The organism is Pseudomonas cistanchae, from assembly GCF_054483635.1.
This window is the reverse complement of the sequence record NZ_JBTLWN010000003.1, coordinates 35,660-51,182: the sequence shown is the minus strand read 5'-3', so window position 1 is coordinate 51,182 and position 15,523 is coordinate 35,660. Positions and strand designations below refer to the sequence as shown.

The following is a 15,523-nucleotide window of genomic DNA, read 5'->3' as shown; positions in this document are numbered from 1 at the left end:
CAGTTACTTGCTTGACTCTCGGGCGGCGTCGCAATCGGGCGCCGTGACACCGCTGCGGTTTTGGCGGTTGCAATGGGAACGCGGTTCACGGGGCGTTGAGCACATCGGTAGCGGCATCGGCCGGGGCTTTCGACCTGTTAATTCATCCATCGCCTGAGGAGGGTTTCAGCATGAGCACAGCCTTGCACGATGATGTCGGCAACGGAGTTTTACGGCGGATGAAGGAAGGTGGTTTCGATTTCGCCAGTGTCCATCCAATCGAGTTCTACGCCATATTCCCGGATGAGGAGCGGGCTCGCATGGCGACCAGAAATTTTCGCGGTGAATCCTTGCACGCCCTGGTGACCGAGCGCGACGACGGCGCCTGGCACTTGCAGGTAAGCAAGGTGATGTACGCAACCCACGCAGGCATCGGCGACTTCGAGCACAACATGGAGTCGGTGGTGATTCCGCTTGGCGGAACTCTGGATGGCTGGGGCGTGACGCAGGAAGTCAAAGGCCAGCGGCCCTGATTCACCTTGCAACAGTAATCGACCAGTCTACGACTGGTCGATTTGTTTAGAGCCTTTGTCTCGGCCAGCGCGGTTCGGCGTCCAGGGGTTGATTGGCAGGCTGTTGTGCACGGCCGTAGCCGCCTGGGTGGCCTGGCCGGTCGCGACACTCAATTGTTTGAGGCCCGGCACCAGATCGCCTATTGCGTACACCCCTTCAACTGACGTCTGTTGATGGCTATCGACCCGCAGGTTGCCATCGTCGTCAAACTCGACGCCCAGGGCACGCGGTAAGCCGTCTCGGACTCGACTTCCCAGGTTCGGATAAACGATATCGAACCGATGCCGCTCGCCCTCGCAGGTGGTTATCTCGACCTGGTTCTCAGTCAGCCGCATGGCAGCGACGCGGTCGGCGATCATGCGAATGCCATAGCGCTGCGCGTGAGCCAGCGCCTTTTCGCAGGCGCGGCCGTCACCATGCACCACCACCGTGACCCGGTCGGTGAACGTGCGCAGAAACACGGCGTGGTCAATCGCGCATTCAGCTTCGCCGTACACCGCGACGTTGTCGCCATCCAGTTCGTAGCCATCGCAGATCGCGCATAGCCGGATTCGCCCGTCACTGATGCCGGTCTGGACGTCGCCAACCTCCGGCAGGGTATCGTCGATGCCCGTGGCGAGGATCAGCCGTCGGGCAATCAGGCTGCCGCCGCTGTAAGTCGCCAGAAACCCCTGCGTGTGCGACTCGATGCGCTCAACCCAGCCTTGCTGCAGACTGGCGCCGAAATGCAGTGCCTGGTCGCGCAGCCTGGCGAGTAGATCCTCGCCGGTAATACCTGGCGGAAAGCCGGGGTAATTGTGCGAGCGCGGAATGCAGGATGCGCGGCTCGGGCCGGTATCGATCAACACGCAGCTGCGATGAAAGCGCGCCAGGTAGATCGCCGCCGTCAGCCCTGCGGGACCACCGCCGATGATCAGGCAATCCACCACGCTCTGGGCCTGCGCAGCGGCTGTATCGTGGGATTCTTTCATTGGGGTCCACTGCGCTCAAGCGGCCTGTCAATCATGGAGCAACCGGCAGCGCTCAATTCGTTCTCAGCCGTTGCGGGCGGTTTTCTTCGGGCTGTTGTTCGGGTAAACCGGCAACACGCACCTCGGGGAAATTGCCGCCGACAAACTCCAGCCTGCGGGTCGGGAAGGCGAACTGGATGTCTCGCTGGCGGAACTCGTCCAACAACTTGAGATTGATCTCCTGCTGGATATCCATGTACTTGTTAAAGTCCGAGCTCAGGACGATGTAGACCACCTCGAAGGTCAGGTCATATTCACCGAACGACAGAAAATGGGCCCGATCGAACCTGGTGTCCGGCACGGCCTTGACCACATCGGCCACCAGTTGGCTGACTTCGCGGACTTTCTCGGTCGGGGTGTCGTAGGTGATGCCGAACTTGAACACGATGCGTCGCGTGTTCATACGCTTGTAGTTGTGCAGCGTCTGGCGCAGCAGCTCGGCATTGGAACAAACCACCTGCTCGCCGCTCAGGCTGCGGATGCGCGTGGTCTTTAGGCCGATGTGCTCGATGGTCCCGGCCACGGCGCCGAACACAATGAAGTCGCCGATTTCGAATGGTTTGTCGACGCCGATCGACAAGGACGCGAATACGTCGCTGAGCAGCGTCTGTACCGCCAGGGCCACCGCGATACCGCCAACGCCGAGGCTGGCGACCAGCGCGGTGATGTTCACGCCGAGGTTGGCGAGGATCGACAGCAGCATGATCGCCCAGACCAGTAGGCGCACCATGATCGCGATGATGGTGGTCGTCACCGGGTTGCGCACGCTGCCGTCTGGATGGATCAACAGGCTGTTGGCCCACAGCCGGATGCCGCTGTCGAACCACAGGGCAATCTGCAGCGACAGCGCCACGAACCAGCCATGGCTGAGGGCGGACTCCCACTTGTCAGACAGCTCGACCAGTTTCAGCGCGAGCATTAGAGAGAAAGCGAACAGCAGAAAGCGGCTGGTCTGCCGGAAAATCTCGGCGACCAGGCGGTACACCAGCTTGCGACGCTTTTCTGCCCAGGCGGCCATGTGGGTGCTCAGCCGACCGACCAGGGTGCGCATCACCGTGTAGATCACCAGCGTGGCGACCACCACGATGGCGATGTTTATCCAAAGGGTTCGATTGAGCCAGAATTCCCAATTTTCCATTGGTATAACGACCTCCGCTGGAGGGGCGTGCTCACGCCCACATGACCTTCGCCAAAAAATGACGTTCCAGTTCTTCGGTCGGTTGCAGCTTCAATAGTTCAGCTTGGCTGATCAGGGGCGACGGCCATTGGCGCATTACCGAAGCGGGCGGACCGCTTTGCTTGCGGTGCGTGCAGCGCGCGTTTTTGGGCTATTCGGCGGTGGTTTTGCGCTTCGCCATATGCCTGAGGTAGGCCAGTAATTGCGCCATCTCGACGTCGCTCAATTGCGTTTCGCTGAAGCCCGGCATTCTGCCCTGGGGCCAACGTCGTAGGCTCTGCGGGTCGCGGATATAGCGCTGGAGAAAATCGCCGGCGAAATATTCGGTGGGGTTATGCGGAATGTTCAGGTCCGGACCGAACGCCGAGTCCCCGGCGGCGTTGAGGCGGTGGCAGGCCATGCAATGCTTCTGGAACTGGGCGAAGCCTGCCTGGCTCTGTGCGTCGGCGTCCGTTGCCGGCAGCAATTGGGGAAAACGCTCGGCCACCGGCGCCAGGGTGCGGATTTGCGCCAGCTGATAGGGCCATTGCTCAGGGCCGACCTGACCGGCCTCGGGGTTTTGCCAGACCAGATAAAACGGCCCCGCGCTAGGTTTGCCTGGCGCCAGTGGCGGCCAGGGCCGCGTCGGCTCCTCAATCGCCAGCCAGGCCCGCGCACCGCGCTTGCCAAGCAATAGCGCTGCTGGCAGCTCTGCAGCGAAACCGTCCAGCGCCACCGCCTGCAGATGATCGCCCGCTTCGACGCCCTCAAGCAGCGACGCCAGGGGCACCGCGCGGTAGCTCATGGTGCGGCGGTAGCTGACGTCTTCGGCAATTTCGATTTGCTGCGCCTGGGGATGGCCGAGCAACTCCTCGGTTTGCCATGTTCGTTCGGTCGAGCCGCTGGTCAGCCTCAGTTCTGCGGCTTGAGCTGCACCGCCAAGGAGCAGCAGGATCGATAGCAGTCCGGGTATCTTCATAGAGGGTTCCGCCTGATGGGCCGCGCGGTTTTGGCGTCGCGCTTGCTGGGTGGCGCATAGCATAGCCGCGCCTGGTCAACGAATCAGGTGCGAGAGCAAGTATTTCCCGTCCACGCTGGGGCATGGAGAGTGCTAACTGACCAGACGGCTCAGGTTCGGCACAATCAGGATTAGCGCTGTGGCAAATACGATAAGGCTCGCTTGGCGAACTTTCGGACGGTTGAACATGGCTGCCTGCCTGTTGTTCTTATTGGCGTGCAGTGCCCCTGAAGACTGCTATAGGGGCCGCATCGCCTGGATAGGGCTGTAATCCGTCCCGGCAAAACCCGGCGACGGTCGCTTTTGAAGCCTGTGACTGTTTGGCTGCTTTTTAACCATAGGGCGCTGACCACCTCTGTAATAGAAGTCTTGGTTTCTAAATGGCTCCGTTTTCTGAACCAACAGTTATGAAAAGCGAGACGGGGGAATGAAAGGGACCTTGAGCTAGAGCATCCGCATCCGGATTGCACAGTGCTGAACCGTTCGTCTGAGCTGAGTGGTCAATGGGCCTGAGCACTTCGGTCATTGAGCCTGCAAACCCCTGGCGTATGGTGGCAAGGGTATAACTCAACAGGCGCGCCTGCGCGCCACCAGCCTGGAGTTCCGGACGCCATGACCGAAGCATTTATTTTCGATGCCGTGCGCACGCCCCGCGGCAAGGGCAAGAAAGATGGCGCGCTTTACAGCGTCAAGCCTGTCGACCTGATCGCCGGCCTGCTCAAGGCGCTGCAAGCGCGCAATAACCTGGACACCAGCCAGGTCGATGACATCGTGCTCGGCTGCGTAACGCCGGTGGGCGATCAGGGCGCTGACATCGCCAAGACGGCGGCCATGGTTGCCGATTGGGATGTCAGCGTGTCGGGCGTGCAGCTCAACCGTTTCTGCGCCTCGGGCCTGGAAGCGGTAAACATGGGCGCGATGAAGGTGCGTTCCGGTTTCGAGGACCTGGTGGTGGTCGGCGGCGTCGAGTCGATGTCGCGCATTCCCATGGGTTCCGACGGCGGCGCCTGGGTGATGGACCCGGCGACCAATATGCACACCCATTTCACCCCGCAGGGCATCGGCGCCGATCTGATCGCCACCCTGGAAGGTTTCAGCCGCACGGACGTCGACAGCTTCGCCCTGCGCTCGCAGCAGAAAGCCGCCCGCGCCAGCAAGGACGGCTCGTTCAACAAGTCGCTGATCCCGGTGGCGGATCAAAACGGCATCGTGCTGCTCGACCACGACGAATTTATCCGTGGCGAGTCCACCCTCGAGGGCCTGGGCAAGCTCAAGCCGAGCTTCGAGATGATGGGCCAGATGGGCTTCGACAGCACCGCGCTGCGCGTCTACAGCCATGTCGAGCAGATCAACCACGTACACACCCCGGGCAACAGCTCCGGCATCGTCGACGGTTCTGCCCTGATGTTGATCGGCAGCGCTGAGAAGGGCAAGGAACTGGGCTTGAAGCCGCGCGCGCGTATCGTCGCCACCGCCGTGACCAGTACCGATCCGACCATCATGCTCACCGGCCCTGCGCCGGCCACCCGTAAGGCGCTGGCCAAGGCTGGGTTGAACGTCAATGACATCGACCTGTTTGAGGTCAACGAGGCGTTTGCCTCGGTGGTGATGAAATTTATGAAGGACATGGGCGTCGCGGAGGACAAGGTCAACGTCAACGGCGGCTCCATCGCCATGGGCCACCCGCTGGGTGCGACCGGCTGCGCCATCCTCGGCACCCTGCTTGACGAGCTGGAGAAACGCCAGCTGCGCTACGGCCTGGCCACTCTCTGCGTGGGTGGCGGTATGGGTATTGCCACCATCATTGAACGTATTTAAGGAGCTATCACGGGCTACTGCGCTCGGCCATGCTGCGTTGGAAATCCTCCGGAAATGCTCATTTGCACCAGCAAACTCCGCTTTCCGAATGATTTCCGCCTTGCCTGACCTTCGCTCGTGACGCCCCTGAAGCGCTCCCCCGACATTTGGGAAGTGAATAGAAATGACTGACGCCATCCGTTACGAAAAAGGCCAGGACAATATCGTCGTTCTGACCATGGACATGCCCGGCCAGAGCGCCAACACCATGAACGCGGTATACCGCGAAGCCATGGGCAAGACGGTCGAGCGCCTGGAAGCCGAGAAGGATTCCATCGCCGGGGTGATTGTCACCTCAGCGAAGAAGACCTTCTTCGCCGGCGGCGACCTCAATGAGCTGATCAAGGTCACCAAGGCCGACGCGCCGGCCTTCTACCAGATGATCCTCACTATCAAGGGCCAACTGCGCCGCCTGGAGTGCTTGGGTAAACCCGTGGTGGCTGCAATCAATGGCGCGGCCCTGGGCGGCGGCTGGGAAATTGCCCTGGCCTGCCATCACCGTATCGCCCTGGACAGTTCCAGCATCCAGCTCGGCCTGCCGGAAGTGACCCTCGGCCTGCTGCCAGGCGGTGGCGGGGTGGTGCGGATGGTGCGCCTGCTCGGTCTGGAAAAGGCTCTGCCGTATCTGGCCGAAGGCAAGAAGGTTCGTCCCGATGCCGCGCTCAAGGCGGGCTTGATCCATGAACTGGCCTCCGACAAGGATGACCTGCTGGCTAAGGCCCGCACCTGGATCGCCGCCAACCCGGCGGCGAAACAGCCTTGGGATGTCGCCGGTTACAAGATTCCCGGCGGTACGCCATCGAGCCCGAACGTGGCACAGATGCTGGCCATCGCCCCGAGCGTGCTGCGCGACAAGACCAAGGGCTGCTTCCCTGCGCCGGAGAAAATCATGTGCGCCGCCGTCGAGGGTGCCCAGGTCGACTTCGACACCGCGCAGATCATCGAAGCGCGCTACTTCACCGAGCTAACCTCCGGCCAGGTGGCGAAGAACATGATTGGCACCTTCTGGTTCCAACTCAATGAAATCAACGCCGGCGGCTCGCGCCCGCAAGGTTTCGAGCCTTACGTGACCAAGAAGGTTGGCGTGCTCGGTGCCGGCATGATGGGCGCCGGTATTGCCTATGTGTCGGCGGTGGCCGGCATCGAGGTGGTGCTCAAGGACATTTCCATCGAGGCCGCCGAGAAGGGCAAGGATTACTCGGCCAAGCTGCTGGAGAAGAAAGTCGGCCGGGGCCAGATGAGCGCCGATAAACGCGATGGCATCCTGGCGCGGATCAAACCCACCGTCAGCGATGCCGACTTTGCCGGCTGCGATCTGATTATCGAAGCGGTGTTCGAGGATCGTGACCTCAAAGCCAATGTCACGGCCGCTGCCGCGCGTGCGGCGCTGAGCGATGCGGTGATCGCTTCCAACACCTCGACTCTGCCGATCACCGGCCTGGCCAACGCGGTGCAGAAGCAGGACAAGTTTATCGGCCTGCATTTCTTCAGCCCGGTGGACAAGATGCCGCTGGTGGAAATCATCAAGGGCGAGCACACCAGCGACGAGACTTTGGCGCGCGGCTTTGACTACGTGATGCAGATCAAGAAGACCCCGATCGTGGTCAACGACAGTCGCGGCTTCTTCACCTCGCGGGTGTTTGGCACCTTCACCAACGAAGGCCTGGCCATGCTGGGCGAAGGCGTGAGCGCGGCGATGATCGAGAACGAAGCGCGCAAGGCCGGCATGCCGGTGGGGCCGCTGGCGATCAGCGATGAAGTGTCGATGAGCCTGATGAACCATATCCGTCAGCAGACCATCAAGGACCTCGCCGCAGAGGGTAAATCCATCCCAGAGCATCCGGCGTTTGCGGTGATCGACTTGATGCTCAACGAGTACAAACGTCCGGGCAAGGCGGCTGGTGCGGGCTTTTACGATTACCCGGCGGGTGGCAAGAAGCGCCTGTGGCCGGAGCTGAAAGCGCGTTTCGAGAAGCCGGACGCGCAGATCTCGCAGATCGACGTACGTGATCGCATCCTGTTTATCCAAGCCATTGAAACCGTGCGCTGCGTGGAAGAGGGCGTGCTCAAATCGGTTGCCGACGCCAATATCGGCTCGATCTTCGGCATTGGCTTTGCCGCCTGGAGCGGCGGCGCGCTGCAGTTTATCAACCAGTACGGGGTGAAGGACTTTGTCGCCCGCGCCCAGTACCTGGCTGAGCAGTACGGCGAGCGTTTCCTGCCGCCGGCATTGCTGCTGGACAAGGCAGCCAAGGGCGAATTGTTCTAGCGCCATAGCCGCAATGAGAACGGCTCCGTCAGGGGCCGTTCTTTTTTGGATCTGCTTCCCTAGTCTGTTGCGATCAGGCATCGCATAGCTGTGCTAGGTGTAGGGGCCTGATTTCGTAGGGTGAGCCGTGCGCACCCACATCAACGTTAATGCGGGTGCCTGGTGCGCACAGCGCACCCTACCTTGCTGCCTGCCAGGCGCGCCTCGTATTTCAGGCTCAACTCAGCGCGCCTGATGGCTACGCAGCAGGTCTTGAATGGCCAGGCGCTCGCTGAGCTGGGTCGGCATTTTCAGGGTAGTCAGGCTGCCGTCGGCAAGCTGAACGGCCAGCTCGGATTCGAAGTGAATGCCGTTGGCATCGATGCTGGCATAGGTCACGCCATAGACGTTCTGGTTGGAAATTGATTGGGCGATACTCATGGCGGTGTCCTCGATTCGATCTGCGCCAGTTTGGCGGTGGGCGTTGGCCAGTGAGCAGATGATCGCGGCCTGGCTGCAGCGCGAGAAGTGAATGGCCGTCATGGTGATTATCGAGCGCGCTGATAGTCGCGCCGACCATGCCACTGCGCGGTGCAATTGGTCGGTATTGTGCGCTGGTGTGTGCGGGCCACTTGCCACATAGCCAGCGCGCAGGCAGGCTTGCGCCCTATAACCCTTCACCCGCCGCGTTTCAGGTATCCGCCCCATGCCGTTGCAGATATGCATTCTGGAAACTGACGTTCTCCGCCCCGAACTGGTTGACCAATACCACGGTTACGGCCGCATGTTCGAAGAGCTGTTCGCCCGTCAGCCAATCGCCGCCACCTTCACCGTGTTTAATGTGATGCAGGGCGATTACCCGCCTGATAGCGAGCGCTACGACGCCTATCTGGTGACCGGCAGCAAGGCTGATTCGTTTGGCCCGGAACCCTGGATCCAGACGCTCAAACTGTACCTGCTGGAGCGCTACCAGCGCGGCGACAAGATTCTCGGTATCTGCTTCGGCCATCAATTGCTGGCACTGCTGTTTGGCGGTCATGCCGAGCGAGCTCACCAGGGCTGGGGTGTCGGCATTCATCGTTACAACGTCAATCACCGCCCCGAGTGGATGATGCCGGCGCTGGAAGAGCTGACGCTGCTGATCAGCCACCAGGACCAGGTCACCCGCCTGCCGGAAAATGCCACCCTGCTGGCCTCCAGCGAGTTCTGTCCGATTGCCGCCTACTGCATCGGCGATCAGGTGCTGTGCTTCCAGGGGCATCCGGAGTTCATCCATGCCTATTCCAAGGCGCTGCTGGAAATCCGCCAGCAGCATATTGGCGAGGCGGCGTACCACAAGGGTGTCAGCAGCCTGGAGCACGACCATCAGGGCCACACCGTTGCGGAGTGGATGATGCGCTTCGTTGCCCACGGTCGATCAGGCTTGGTCGACTGAGCAGAGCCCGGCAACTGCCGGGTTTTTTATGGTGCGAATCGAACGGCTATTTTGTCATAGCCAGCCGTAGTGCTTGAAGCAGGCATACAGCCCGACGCAGCCGCTGAAGATCACGCCCAGCACGCCGAAGTAGCCGAACTGCCAGGTCAGCTCCGGCATGTTCTCGAAGTTCATCCCGTAGATGCCCGCCACCGCGGTGGGGAATGCCAGGATCGCGGCCCAGGCGGCAAATTTGCGTTGGGTGACGCTTTGCCGCGACGACTCCAGCAGCAGGCCGATCTCGATGGCGTGATCGGCCATCTCGCGCAATGCGGTCAGGTCCTCCAGCAGACGATTGACATGGATCGCGACGTCGCGGAAGTAGGGCCGCATGTTCTTGTCGATGAAGGGGAAATCAAGGCGCTGCAGTTCCTGGCAGATTTCCGCCAGTGGCCCGATATAACGACGCAGGCGCAACAGGTCGCGGCGCAGGCCCTGAATGCGTTCGACATCGGCATGCGTCAGCGGGCGCTTGAGTACATGCTGCTCGACCTCTTCGAGTTCGGCGTAGTAGTCGTCCATCAAGGGTCGGTAGTTTTCGATGACGAACGTCAGCAGCGCATACAGCACGAAATCCTCACCGTGCTCGAGCAGCAAAGGCCGCGCCTCGCAACGCTGGCGCACCTGGGAGTAGGGCGCGGAGTCGCCGTAACGGGCACTGATGACATAGCCGGAACCGGCGAACAGCTGGGTTTCGGCGAACTTTAATTCGCCGTGCTCCTTGAAAGGTGAGTAGAGCACCAGAAACAAGGCATCGCCGAACGTTTCGAGCTTGGGCCGGGTATGGCGCTGCAGGGCGTCTTCCAGCGCCAGTTCATGCAGGTCGAACTGGCGTTGCAGCTTGGTCAGCTCCTCGGCACCAGGATCGTGCAGGCCGATCCAGACGAAATGCTCGGGTCTCTTCGACCATTGCATGCCTTCGTCGAGGGTAATGTCGGTGATTTTTCTGCCTTTGCTGTAGACGGCGGCGGCAACGACGTGGCCCATGGGTACTCCTTCAGTGGCTGCGGTCTGTCGGCAGCTTAGCTGGTACAGGCTCATGCGTAACGGTGAGCGCTGCGTCGGCAGCCGATCAGACAAAGAAAACCCGGCGCTGGGCCGGGTTTGCTGATCAGGGAAGCTGGGCCAGCTGCTGATCCAGCTGGCCGATGCAATGCTCCATCCGCGTTCTGCATGTGTCGATCAGCTCGGGCAGGTCCGCCATGCTCAGCCCTTCGGTCGGGATTGCTGGCAGCGAGCGAATCATGATGCGGCCGCTGTTCCAGCGGCCTGCATCCAGCGACTTGGCGTAATTGCTGACACACACGGGGATGATCGGAACACCCGCTGCGACGGCCATCTGGAAAGCGCCTTTCTTGAACGGCAGCAAACCCTCGCCGAGGTTGCGGGTGCCCTCGGGGAATACCCAGATCGAGGTGTTTTTGTGCCTGAGCGTGTCGGTCGTGGTCAGCATCGCTCGTTTGGCGCGGATGGCATTGCCGCGATCGAGCAGCACATTGCCCGCCAGCCAATACAACTGGCCAAATAACGGCACCCATTTCAGGCTTTTCTTGCCAATGCTGACAGTGCGTTTTGGCACGACCCGACCCAGCACATAAAGGTCGTAGTTGGACTGGTGGTTGGCGACGATGACGCAGGCACGCGAATGGTCGAGCAGCGGCTGGACGTCGGTGATCAGCTTGACCCGCAACAGCCACAGCGCTGGCAGCGAATACATGCGCGCGCACAAGCGGCTGTTGTCCGGGTTGAAGGGGCGACACAGGCCCAGTAGCAGGCCGAGAATGCCGGCGATAATGAAATGCACACCCATCGCCAACATCCGCAGAACGAAAAGCATCTGGCACGACCGTCATGGAAAAAGGCCGCGCAGTGTACGGCTGTGCACTCTGAACGGCAATCGCCACCGAGCGACTGGAGTGTGTGATATCCACAGACAAAAAAGCCCGGCGCGAGGGCCGGGCTATGGAGCGCCGAGGCGTGGTCAGAGCATGTGTTGCTTGTCCAGTTCGACCGCCCGATCCAGGGTTTCCAGCAGATTTTTGCGCACCTTGAGTTTGGTGTTCTTGTGCGCGCTCATGTTGATCTTCTTCATCTGCTGGGCAACGGTCAGCGCCGTGGCCATAAGCTGATCGGCCGCCACCACCTTGTCCAGGAAGCCAGCATCCACAGCGCCCTGCGGGTCGAACATTTCACCGTTGATTACCGAGCGGTGAAAGGCCGACTTGCGCAGACGATCGCGGGCCAGCTCGATGCCTGCGTGGTGCATGGTCATGCCGATCTGCACTTCGTTGAGACCGATGCTGAAGGCGCCGTCGACACCGATACGGTAATCCGCGGACAGCAGGATGAAAGCACCTTTGGCCACGGCGTGGCCCGGACAGGCAACGATGATCGGGAACGGATGAGCAAGCATCCGCCGCGCCAGGGTCGAGCCCGCAGCGACCAGATCGATTGCGTTCTGCGGGCCGGAGGTCATTACCTTAAGGTCATAACCACCGGACAGAATGCCTGGCTGGCCGGTGATGATCACGATGGCCTTGTCCTGCTCAGCGCGATCCAGCGCGGCATTGAATGCAGCAATCACATCGGGGGAAATGGCATTCACCTTGCCGTTGCTGAGGGTCAGGGTGGCAATGCCATCGTCAAGCCGGTAATCGATCAGTTCGCTCATGGCGGGGTTCCTTGTGCTGAAGTGGGGCAGACGTTACTCACCCGCACGGCTTTGGTAAAGCACGGCGGCTGACTGATGGGTCAGCCGCCAAGGCTAGGCTCCGACACGCAGCCTTCAATATGGCTATCGCTGTAATGGGCATTGGTAATTGGCCACCAGCGGGCGGCCCCACCTAAGGTTGCGCATCGATAACATTGGTGGAGCGAAGGCATGCAGCCTGTTGGTTGGTTTGCGATCCTGTGGCGAGCAGGCGCGGTATTGGCATTGTTGCTTGGTTTGTTGCTGCTCGCAGTCAGCGCGCGAAGCCAGAGCCCAGAAGGTGTAGCAGGGCTGTTTGGCTTTAGCCTGTTCGTTTCCGTGGGTTTCCTGCTGTTCGGTCGCAGCGTTTCCGGCCGATTGCCGAAAGCCCGCCGAGCGAAGACGAGCGTTTGGCATAAGCACATGAATCTTCTGTAAAAAACTTTTGCCTTTGGGGGGCTGTTCGGCTAGATTAGCGCGCCTCGACAGACAGCAGTGTCCGTCGAGACCCGGTGAAGTGTCCGAGCGGTTGAAGGAGCACGCCTGGAAAGTGTGTATACGAGAAATCGTATCGTGGGTTCGAATCCCACCTTCACCGCCAGATAGATTCAGCTAAAGCCCTGATAACTGAAAAGTTTTCAGGGCTTTTTGCTTTCCGGCTTTTGCTAGGCTCGAACGGGCCGTGCGCGTCTGTGCGACCCTCGCGCGATCAGATCGGAGATATGCATGCGTTCGACCTGGGACATTTTCTGCAGCGTTGTCGATAACTACGGCGACATCGGTGTGACCTGGCGACTGGCGCGGCAGCTGGTGGCGGAACATGAAGTTGCGGTTCGTTTGTGGGTGGACGATTTGTCCGCATTTGTTCGCTTGTGTCCCCAGGCGGATATGCAGGCCGCTCAGCAGATCCAGCAGGGCGTTCGGGTATGTCAGTGGCCGAAGTCTTGGCAGCCGGTTGAACCTGCCGATGTGGTGATCGAGGCGTTCGCGTGCGAGCTGCCCGAGCTGTATGTCACCGCCATGGCAGCGCGCAAGCAAAAGGTGCTATGGCTCAACCTTGAATACCTCAGCGCTGAAGACTGGGTCGCGGGTTGTCATGGCCTACCGTCGTTGCAGTCAAACGGCGTGCAGAAATTCTTTTTCTTTCCCGGTTTCAGCACGGGCAGCGGCGGCTTGCTCCGTGAGCGCGACCTGCTTGCGCAGCGCCTGGCATTTCAAGCGGATCGGCTGGCACGTTACGCCTTCCTGCACAGCCTCGGCGTTGAACTGCTAGAGGGCGCGCGGCTGATTTCCTTATTCGCTTACGAGAACAAGGCGCTGGCGAGCTGGCTGGATGCACTGACGCGTGATAGTCGGGTGATTCAGTTACTGGTGCCGGAAGGGCGCGTGCTGGCAGACCTGCAGATGTGGCTTGGAACCGACAAGCTGCAGGTCCGCGACCGTCACCGGCGCGGCAACCTGCATATCCAGGTGCTGCCTTTTGTAAGCCAGGATGAGTATGACCGGCTGCTCTGGAGTTGCGACTTCAATGCGGTGCGTGGCGAGGACTCGTTCGTACGGGCGCAATGGGCGGGGCGGCCGTTTGTCTGGCACATCTACCAGCAGGCCGATAACGCCCACATGGAAAAACTCGACGCGTTTCTGCAGCTTTATCAACAGGACATGCCGGCAGAGGCAAGCGATGCGTTGGGCCGGTTCTGGCATGCATGGAACGCTGGGCAGGAGGCAGGTGACAGCTGGGGAAAGGTGCAGGATCACTGGCCAGCGCTCGCATTGCACGCCGAACGCTGGTGTCTGCAGCAGGCGTCACAGCGCGATCTTGCCGCGGCGCTGGCACAGTTTTACCTAAATTGGCTATGATACGCGGCCTAGATTTCTGTAACTCCATCCAAATCCGGATCCCAGTATGAAAACCGCACAAGAAATGAAGCCCAACAGTGTGGCTCTGATCGACGGCCAACCTTGGCTTATCCAGAAGGCCGAATTCACCAAGTCCGGTCGTAACAGCGCCATCGTCAAGATGAAGCTGCGCAACCTGTTGACCGGTTCCTCGACCGAGACTGTTTACAAAGCCGACGACAAAATGGAACCGGTGATCCTCGATCGCGTAGCGGTGACCTACTCCTACTACAGCGAGCCGAACTTCGTTTTCATGGACGAAGAGTTCAACCAGTACGAGTTGAACAAGGACGACCTGGAAAGCGTTCTGCCGTACATTGTCGACGGCATGACCGACATCTGCGAAGCCGTCTTCTTCGAAGGCAAAGTGGTTTCGGTCGACCTGCCGACCACCATCGTTCGCCAGATCACTTACACCGAAGGCTCGGCTCGTGGCGACACGTCCGGCAAGGTGATGAAGACTGCCAAGCTGAGCAACGGCACTGAAGTCAAGGTTGCGGATTTCTGCAACATCGACGACTGGATCGAAATCGACACCCGTACCGGCGAGTACAAATCGCGCGCTAAAGCCCCGGTCTAACACTGGCGCTCAGCGTGAATAGAAAGCCCGGCCAAGCGCCGGGCTTTTTTGTGCCCGGCGTAAATCAGCTCCGCTGCATACCGGCCTGCAGGGCCAGATCCCAGGGTGCCACGGGACCGAAGCGCGTCTTGAGAAATTCCAGCAGCAGGCGGCTGCGCGAATCGGTTTCCCGATCCAGGCGCAATGCGTAGATGCCACTGGGCTCGGGGGCCGGCAGACCGTTCTCGCAGAACAGCGGCAGCAGTTCGCCGCGTAGCAGGTACTCGCTAATCAGCCAGGTCGGCAGGTGGGCGATACCCAGGCCGGCCAAGGCACTGAATAGTAGCGCTTCGGCATTATTGGCGGTCATGCGCAGACGCTTGGGGCGGCACAACTGCAATTTGCCGTCCTGTTCAAAGCGCCAGGCATAGGGCGGCGCCAGGCTGTCCCAATCCAGACCGTCGTGTTCACTCAGCTCGTTTACCGAACGGGGCACGCCGCGCCGCGTCAGATAATCCGGGCTGGCGCAGAGTATCCGCACCATTGGCGAGAGCGCGGTCGCGACCAGGCGCGTGTCCGCCAGCGGACCGATGCGCAAGACCAGATCGACTTCACCCAGATGTGCGCCGTGCAGGTCGACAAAACTGTCGATCAGGCGCAGCTGGACATCCAGCCCTGGGTAGGCGGTGAGGAATTCCGCGATCACCGGTGCCAGATGACGGCGGCCGAATGGGGCAGGCGCATCGATGCGAATCAGCCCTTCAGGCGCGCTGCTCAAGGACACTGCTTCTGCGCGGGCCAGGTGGAGCTCCGCGACTATTCGTCTGGCCCGCTCGGCGAATGCCAGACCCGCCGGGGTAATACGCACCGCATGGGTGCTGCGGCTGAACAGGCTGCTGCCAAGGGAGCGTTCCAGCGCATCTATTCTGCGGGCCACGGCCGAAGGCGTGAGCGGATGGCGGCGGGCTGCGGCAGAGAAGCTGCCAGTCTCGAGCACGTCGAGAAACAGCTTAAGTTGGTCAGTCAGGGCATCGGGGTTCATGGTGTGTTGCCTGTGCGAA

The 15,523-nt window shown here is 60.7% G+C and carries 15 protein-coding genes and 1 tRNA gene; 8 read left to right on the top strand and 8 right to left on the bottom strand.

The window, feature by feature from the left end:
* Positions 1-170 precede the first annotated feature (170 nt).
* Positions 171-512 carry a ribonuclease E inhibitor RraB gene (locus tag ACX0MV_RS10225; protein WP_458982401.1) on the top strand — a complete coding sequence of 114 codons (342 nt, stop codon included), beginning with the start codon at positions 171-173 and terminating at the stop codon, positions 510-512.
* 27 nt (positions 513-539) lie between these two features.
* On the opposite strand, the gene ACX0MV_RS10220 is transcribed toward ACX0MV_RS10225, so the two are convergent.
* The 3 genes from ACX0MV_RS10220 to ACX0MV_RS10210 all read right to left on the bottom strand — a co-directional run bounded on the left by ACX0MV_RS10220 (position 540) and on the right by ACX0MV_RS10210 (position 3,697).
* Positions 540-1,523 carry an NAD(P)/FAD-dependent oxidoreductase gene (locus ACX0MV_RS10220; RefSeq protein ID WP_458982400.1) on the bottom strand — a complete coding sequence of 328 codons (984 nt, stop codon included), beginning with the start codon at positions 1,521-1,523 and terminating at the stop codon, positions 540-542.
* 52 nt (positions 1,524-1,575) lie between these two features.
* Positions 1,576-2,700, bottom strand: a complete 1,125-nt coding sequence (locus tag ACX0MV_RS10215) for a mechanosensitive ion channel family protein (RefSeq protein ID WP_458982399.1) — start codon at positions 2,698-2,700, stop codon at positions 1,576-1,578.
* A 190-nt stretch (positions 2,701-2,890) separates the two neighbouring features.
* Complete coding sequence (locus tag ACX0MV_RS10210) at positions 2,891-3,697, bottom strand: c-type cytochrome (RefSeq protein ID WP_458982398.1); 807 nt, start codon at positions 3,695-3,697, stop codon at positions 2,891-2,893.
* 651 nt (positions 3,698-4,348) lie between these two features.
* Between ACX0MV_RS10210 and ACX0MV_RS10205 the strand changes: the two genes are divergently transcribed.
* Together ACX0MV_RS10205 and ACX0MV_RS10200 are read left to right on the top strand one after the other, a co-directional pair.
* On the top strand, positions 4,349-5,554 hold the full coding sequence (locus ACX0MV_RS10205) for an acetyl-CoA C-acetyltransferase (protein WP_458982397.1): 1,206 nt from the start codon (positions 4,349-4,351) through the stop codon (positions 5,552-5,554).
* A gap of 163 nt (positions 5,555-5,717) precedes the next feature.
* Positions 5,718-7,862 (top strand): 3-hydroxyacyl-CoA dehydrogenase NAD-binding domain-containing protein, encoded by a 2,145-nt coding sequence (locus ACX0MV_RS10200; protein WP_458982396.1) that lies wholly within the window; start codon positions 5,718-5,720, stop codon positions 7,860-7,862.
* Between the two features lie 222 nt (positions 7,863-8,084).
* On the opposite strand, the gene ptrC is transcribed toward ACX0MV_RS10200, so the two are convergent.
* The gene (gene ptrC / locus ACX0MV_RS10195; RefSeq protein ID WP_458982395.1) at positions 8,085-8,384 is read right to left on the bottom strand and encodes a type III secretion system co-regulatory protein PtrC; all 300 of its coding nucleotides are present in this window, start codon (positions 8,382-8,384) and stop codon (positions 8,085-8,087) included.
* A 163-nt stretch (positions 8,385-8,547) separates the two neighbouring features.
* Between ptrC and ACX0MV_RS10190 the strand changes: the two genes are divergently transcribed.
* Positions 8,548-9,276: an amidotransferase gene (locus ACX0MV_RS10190; protein ID WP_458982394.1), complete on the top strand. Its 729-nt coding sequence runs from the start codon at positions 8,548-8,550 to the stop codon at positions 9,274-9,276.
* Positions 9,277-9,330: 54 nt separating this feature from the next.
* On the opposite strand, the gene ACX0MV_RS10185 is transcribed toward ACX0MV_RS10190, so the two are convergent.
* The 3 genes from ACX0MV_RS10185 to ACX0MV_RS10175 form a co-directional block, all read right to left on the bottom strand.
* The gene (locus ACX0MV_RS10185; RefSeq protein ID WP_458982393.1) at positions 9,331-10,302 is read right to left on the bottom strand and encodes a magnesium and cobalt transport protein CorA; all 972 of its coding nucleotides are present in this window, start codon (positions 10,300-10,302) and stop codon (positions 9,331-9,333) included.
* Positions 10,303-10,426: 124 nt separating this feature from the next.
* The gene (locus tag ACX0MV_RS10180; RefSeq protein WP_458982392.1) at positions 10,427-11,152 is read right to left on the bottom strand and encodes a lysophospholipid acyltransferase family protein; all 726 of its coding nucleotides are present in this window, start codon (positions 11,150-11,152) and stop codon (positions 10,427-10,429) included.
* 144 nt (positions 11,153-11,296) lie between these two features.
* Entirely contained in the window at positions 11,297-11,986 is a 690-nt protein-coding gene (locus ACX0MV_RS10175) for a crotonase/enoyl-CoA hydratase family protein (RefSeq protein ID WP_458982391.1), read from the bottom strand.
* Between the two features lie 210 nt (positions 11,987-12,196).
* On the opposite strand from ACX0MV_RS10175, the gene ACX0MV_RS10170 reads away from it, so the two are divergent.
* From ACX0MV_RS10170 to efp, 4 genes are all read left to right on the top strand, one after another.
* Complete coding sequence (locus tag ACX0MV_RS10170) at positions 12,197-12,442, top strand: hypothetical protein (protein WP_458982390.1); 246 nt, start codon at positions 12,197-12,199, stop codon at positions 12,440-12,442.
* A 73-nt stretch (positions 12,443-12,515) separates the two neighbouring features.
* Positions 12,516-12,605, top strand: a tRNA-Ser gene (locus tag ACX0MV_RS10165).
* 125 nt (positions 12,606-12,730) lie between these two features.
* Positions 12,731-13,864, top strand: coding sequence for an elongation factor P maturation arginine rhamnosyltransferase EarP (earP, locus tag ACX0MV_RS10160; RefSeq protein ID WP_458982389.1), 1,134 nt, complete (start codon positions 12,731-12,733; stop codon positions 13,862-13,864).
* 46 nt (positions 13,865-13,910) lie between these two features.
* Positions 13,911-14,483, top strand: a complete 573-nt coding sequence (gene efp / locus ACX0MV_RS10155; RefSeq protein WP_458982388.1) for an elongation factor P — start codon at positions 13,911-13,913, stop codon at positions 14,481-14,483.
* 64 nt (positions 14,484-14,547) lie between these two features.
* On the opposite strand, the gene ACX0MV_RS10150 is transcribed toward efp, so the two are convergent.
* The gene (locus tag ACX0MV_RS10150; RefSeq protein WP_458982387.1) at positions 14,548-15,504 is read right to left on the bottom strand and encodes a LysR family transcriptional regulator; all 957 of its coding nucleotides are present in this window, start codon (positions 15,502-15,504) and stop codon (positions 14,548-14,550) included.
* Positions 15,505-15,523 lie beyond the last annotated feature (19 nt).

Bases quoted from the DNA above. Each gene is read 5' to 3' on its own strand.
- ACX0MV_RS10190 (WP_458982394.1), top strand. From the start codon at position 8,548: ATGCCGTTGCAGATATGCATTCTGGAAACTGACGTTCTCCGCCCCGAA.
- ACX0MV_RS10170 (WP_458982390.1), top strand. From the start codon at position 12,197: ATGCAGCCTGTTGGTTGGTTTGCGATCCTGTGGCGAGCAGGCGCGGTA.
- ACX0MV_RS10225 (WP_458982401.1), top strand. From the start codon at position 171: ATGAGCACAGCCTTGCACGATGATGTCGGCAACGGAGTTTTACGGCGG.
- ACX0MV_RS10200 (WP_458982396.1), top strand. From the start codon at position 5,718: ATGACTGACGCCATCCGTTACGAAAAAGGCCAGGACAATATCGTCGTT.
- ptrC (WP_458982395.1), bottom strand. From the start codon at position 8,384: ATGACGGCCATTCACTTCTCGCGCTGCAGCCAGGCCGCGATCATCTGC.
- ACX0MV_RS10210 (WP_458982398.1), bottom strand. From the start codon at position 3,697: ATGAAGATACCCGGACTGCTATCGATCCTGCTGCTCCTTGGCGGTGCA.
- ACX0MV_RS10215 (WP_458982399.1), bottom strand. From the start codon at position 2,700: ATGGAAAATTGGGAATTCTGGCTCAATCGAACCCTTTGGATAAACATC.
- ACX0MV_RS10150 (WP_458982387.1), bottom strand. From the start codon at position 15,504: ATGAACCCCGATGCCCTGACTGACCAACTTAAGCTGTTTCTCGACGTG.
- efp (WP_458982388.1), top strand. From the start codon at position 13,911: ATGAAAACCGCACAAGAAATGAAGCCCAACAGTGTGGCTCTGATCGAC.
- ACX0MV_RS10180 (WP_458982392.1), bottom strand. From the start codon at position 11,152: ATGCTTTTCGTTCTGCGGATGTTGGCGATGGGTGTGCATTTCATTATC.
- ACX0MV_RS10175 (WP_458982391.1), bottom strand. From the start codon at position 11,986: ATGAGCGAACTGATCGATTACCGGCTTGACGATGGCATTGCCACCCTG.
- ACX0MV_RS10205 (WP_458982397.1), top strand. From the start codon at position 4,349: ATGACCGAAGCATTTATTTTCGATGCCGTGCGCACGCCCCGCGGCAAG.
- earP (WP_458982389.1), top strand. From the start codon at position 12,731: ATGCGTTCGACCTGGGACATTTTCTGCAGCGTTGTCGATAACTACGGC.
- ACX0MV_RS10220 (WP_458982400.1), bottom strand. From the start codon at position 1,523: ATGAAAGAATCCCACGATACAGCCGCTGCGCAGGCCCAGAGCGTGGTG.
- ACX0MV_RS10185 (WP_458982393.1), bottom strand. From the start codon at position 10,302: ATGGGCCACGTCGTTGCCGCCGCCGTCTACAGCAAAGGCAGAAAAATC.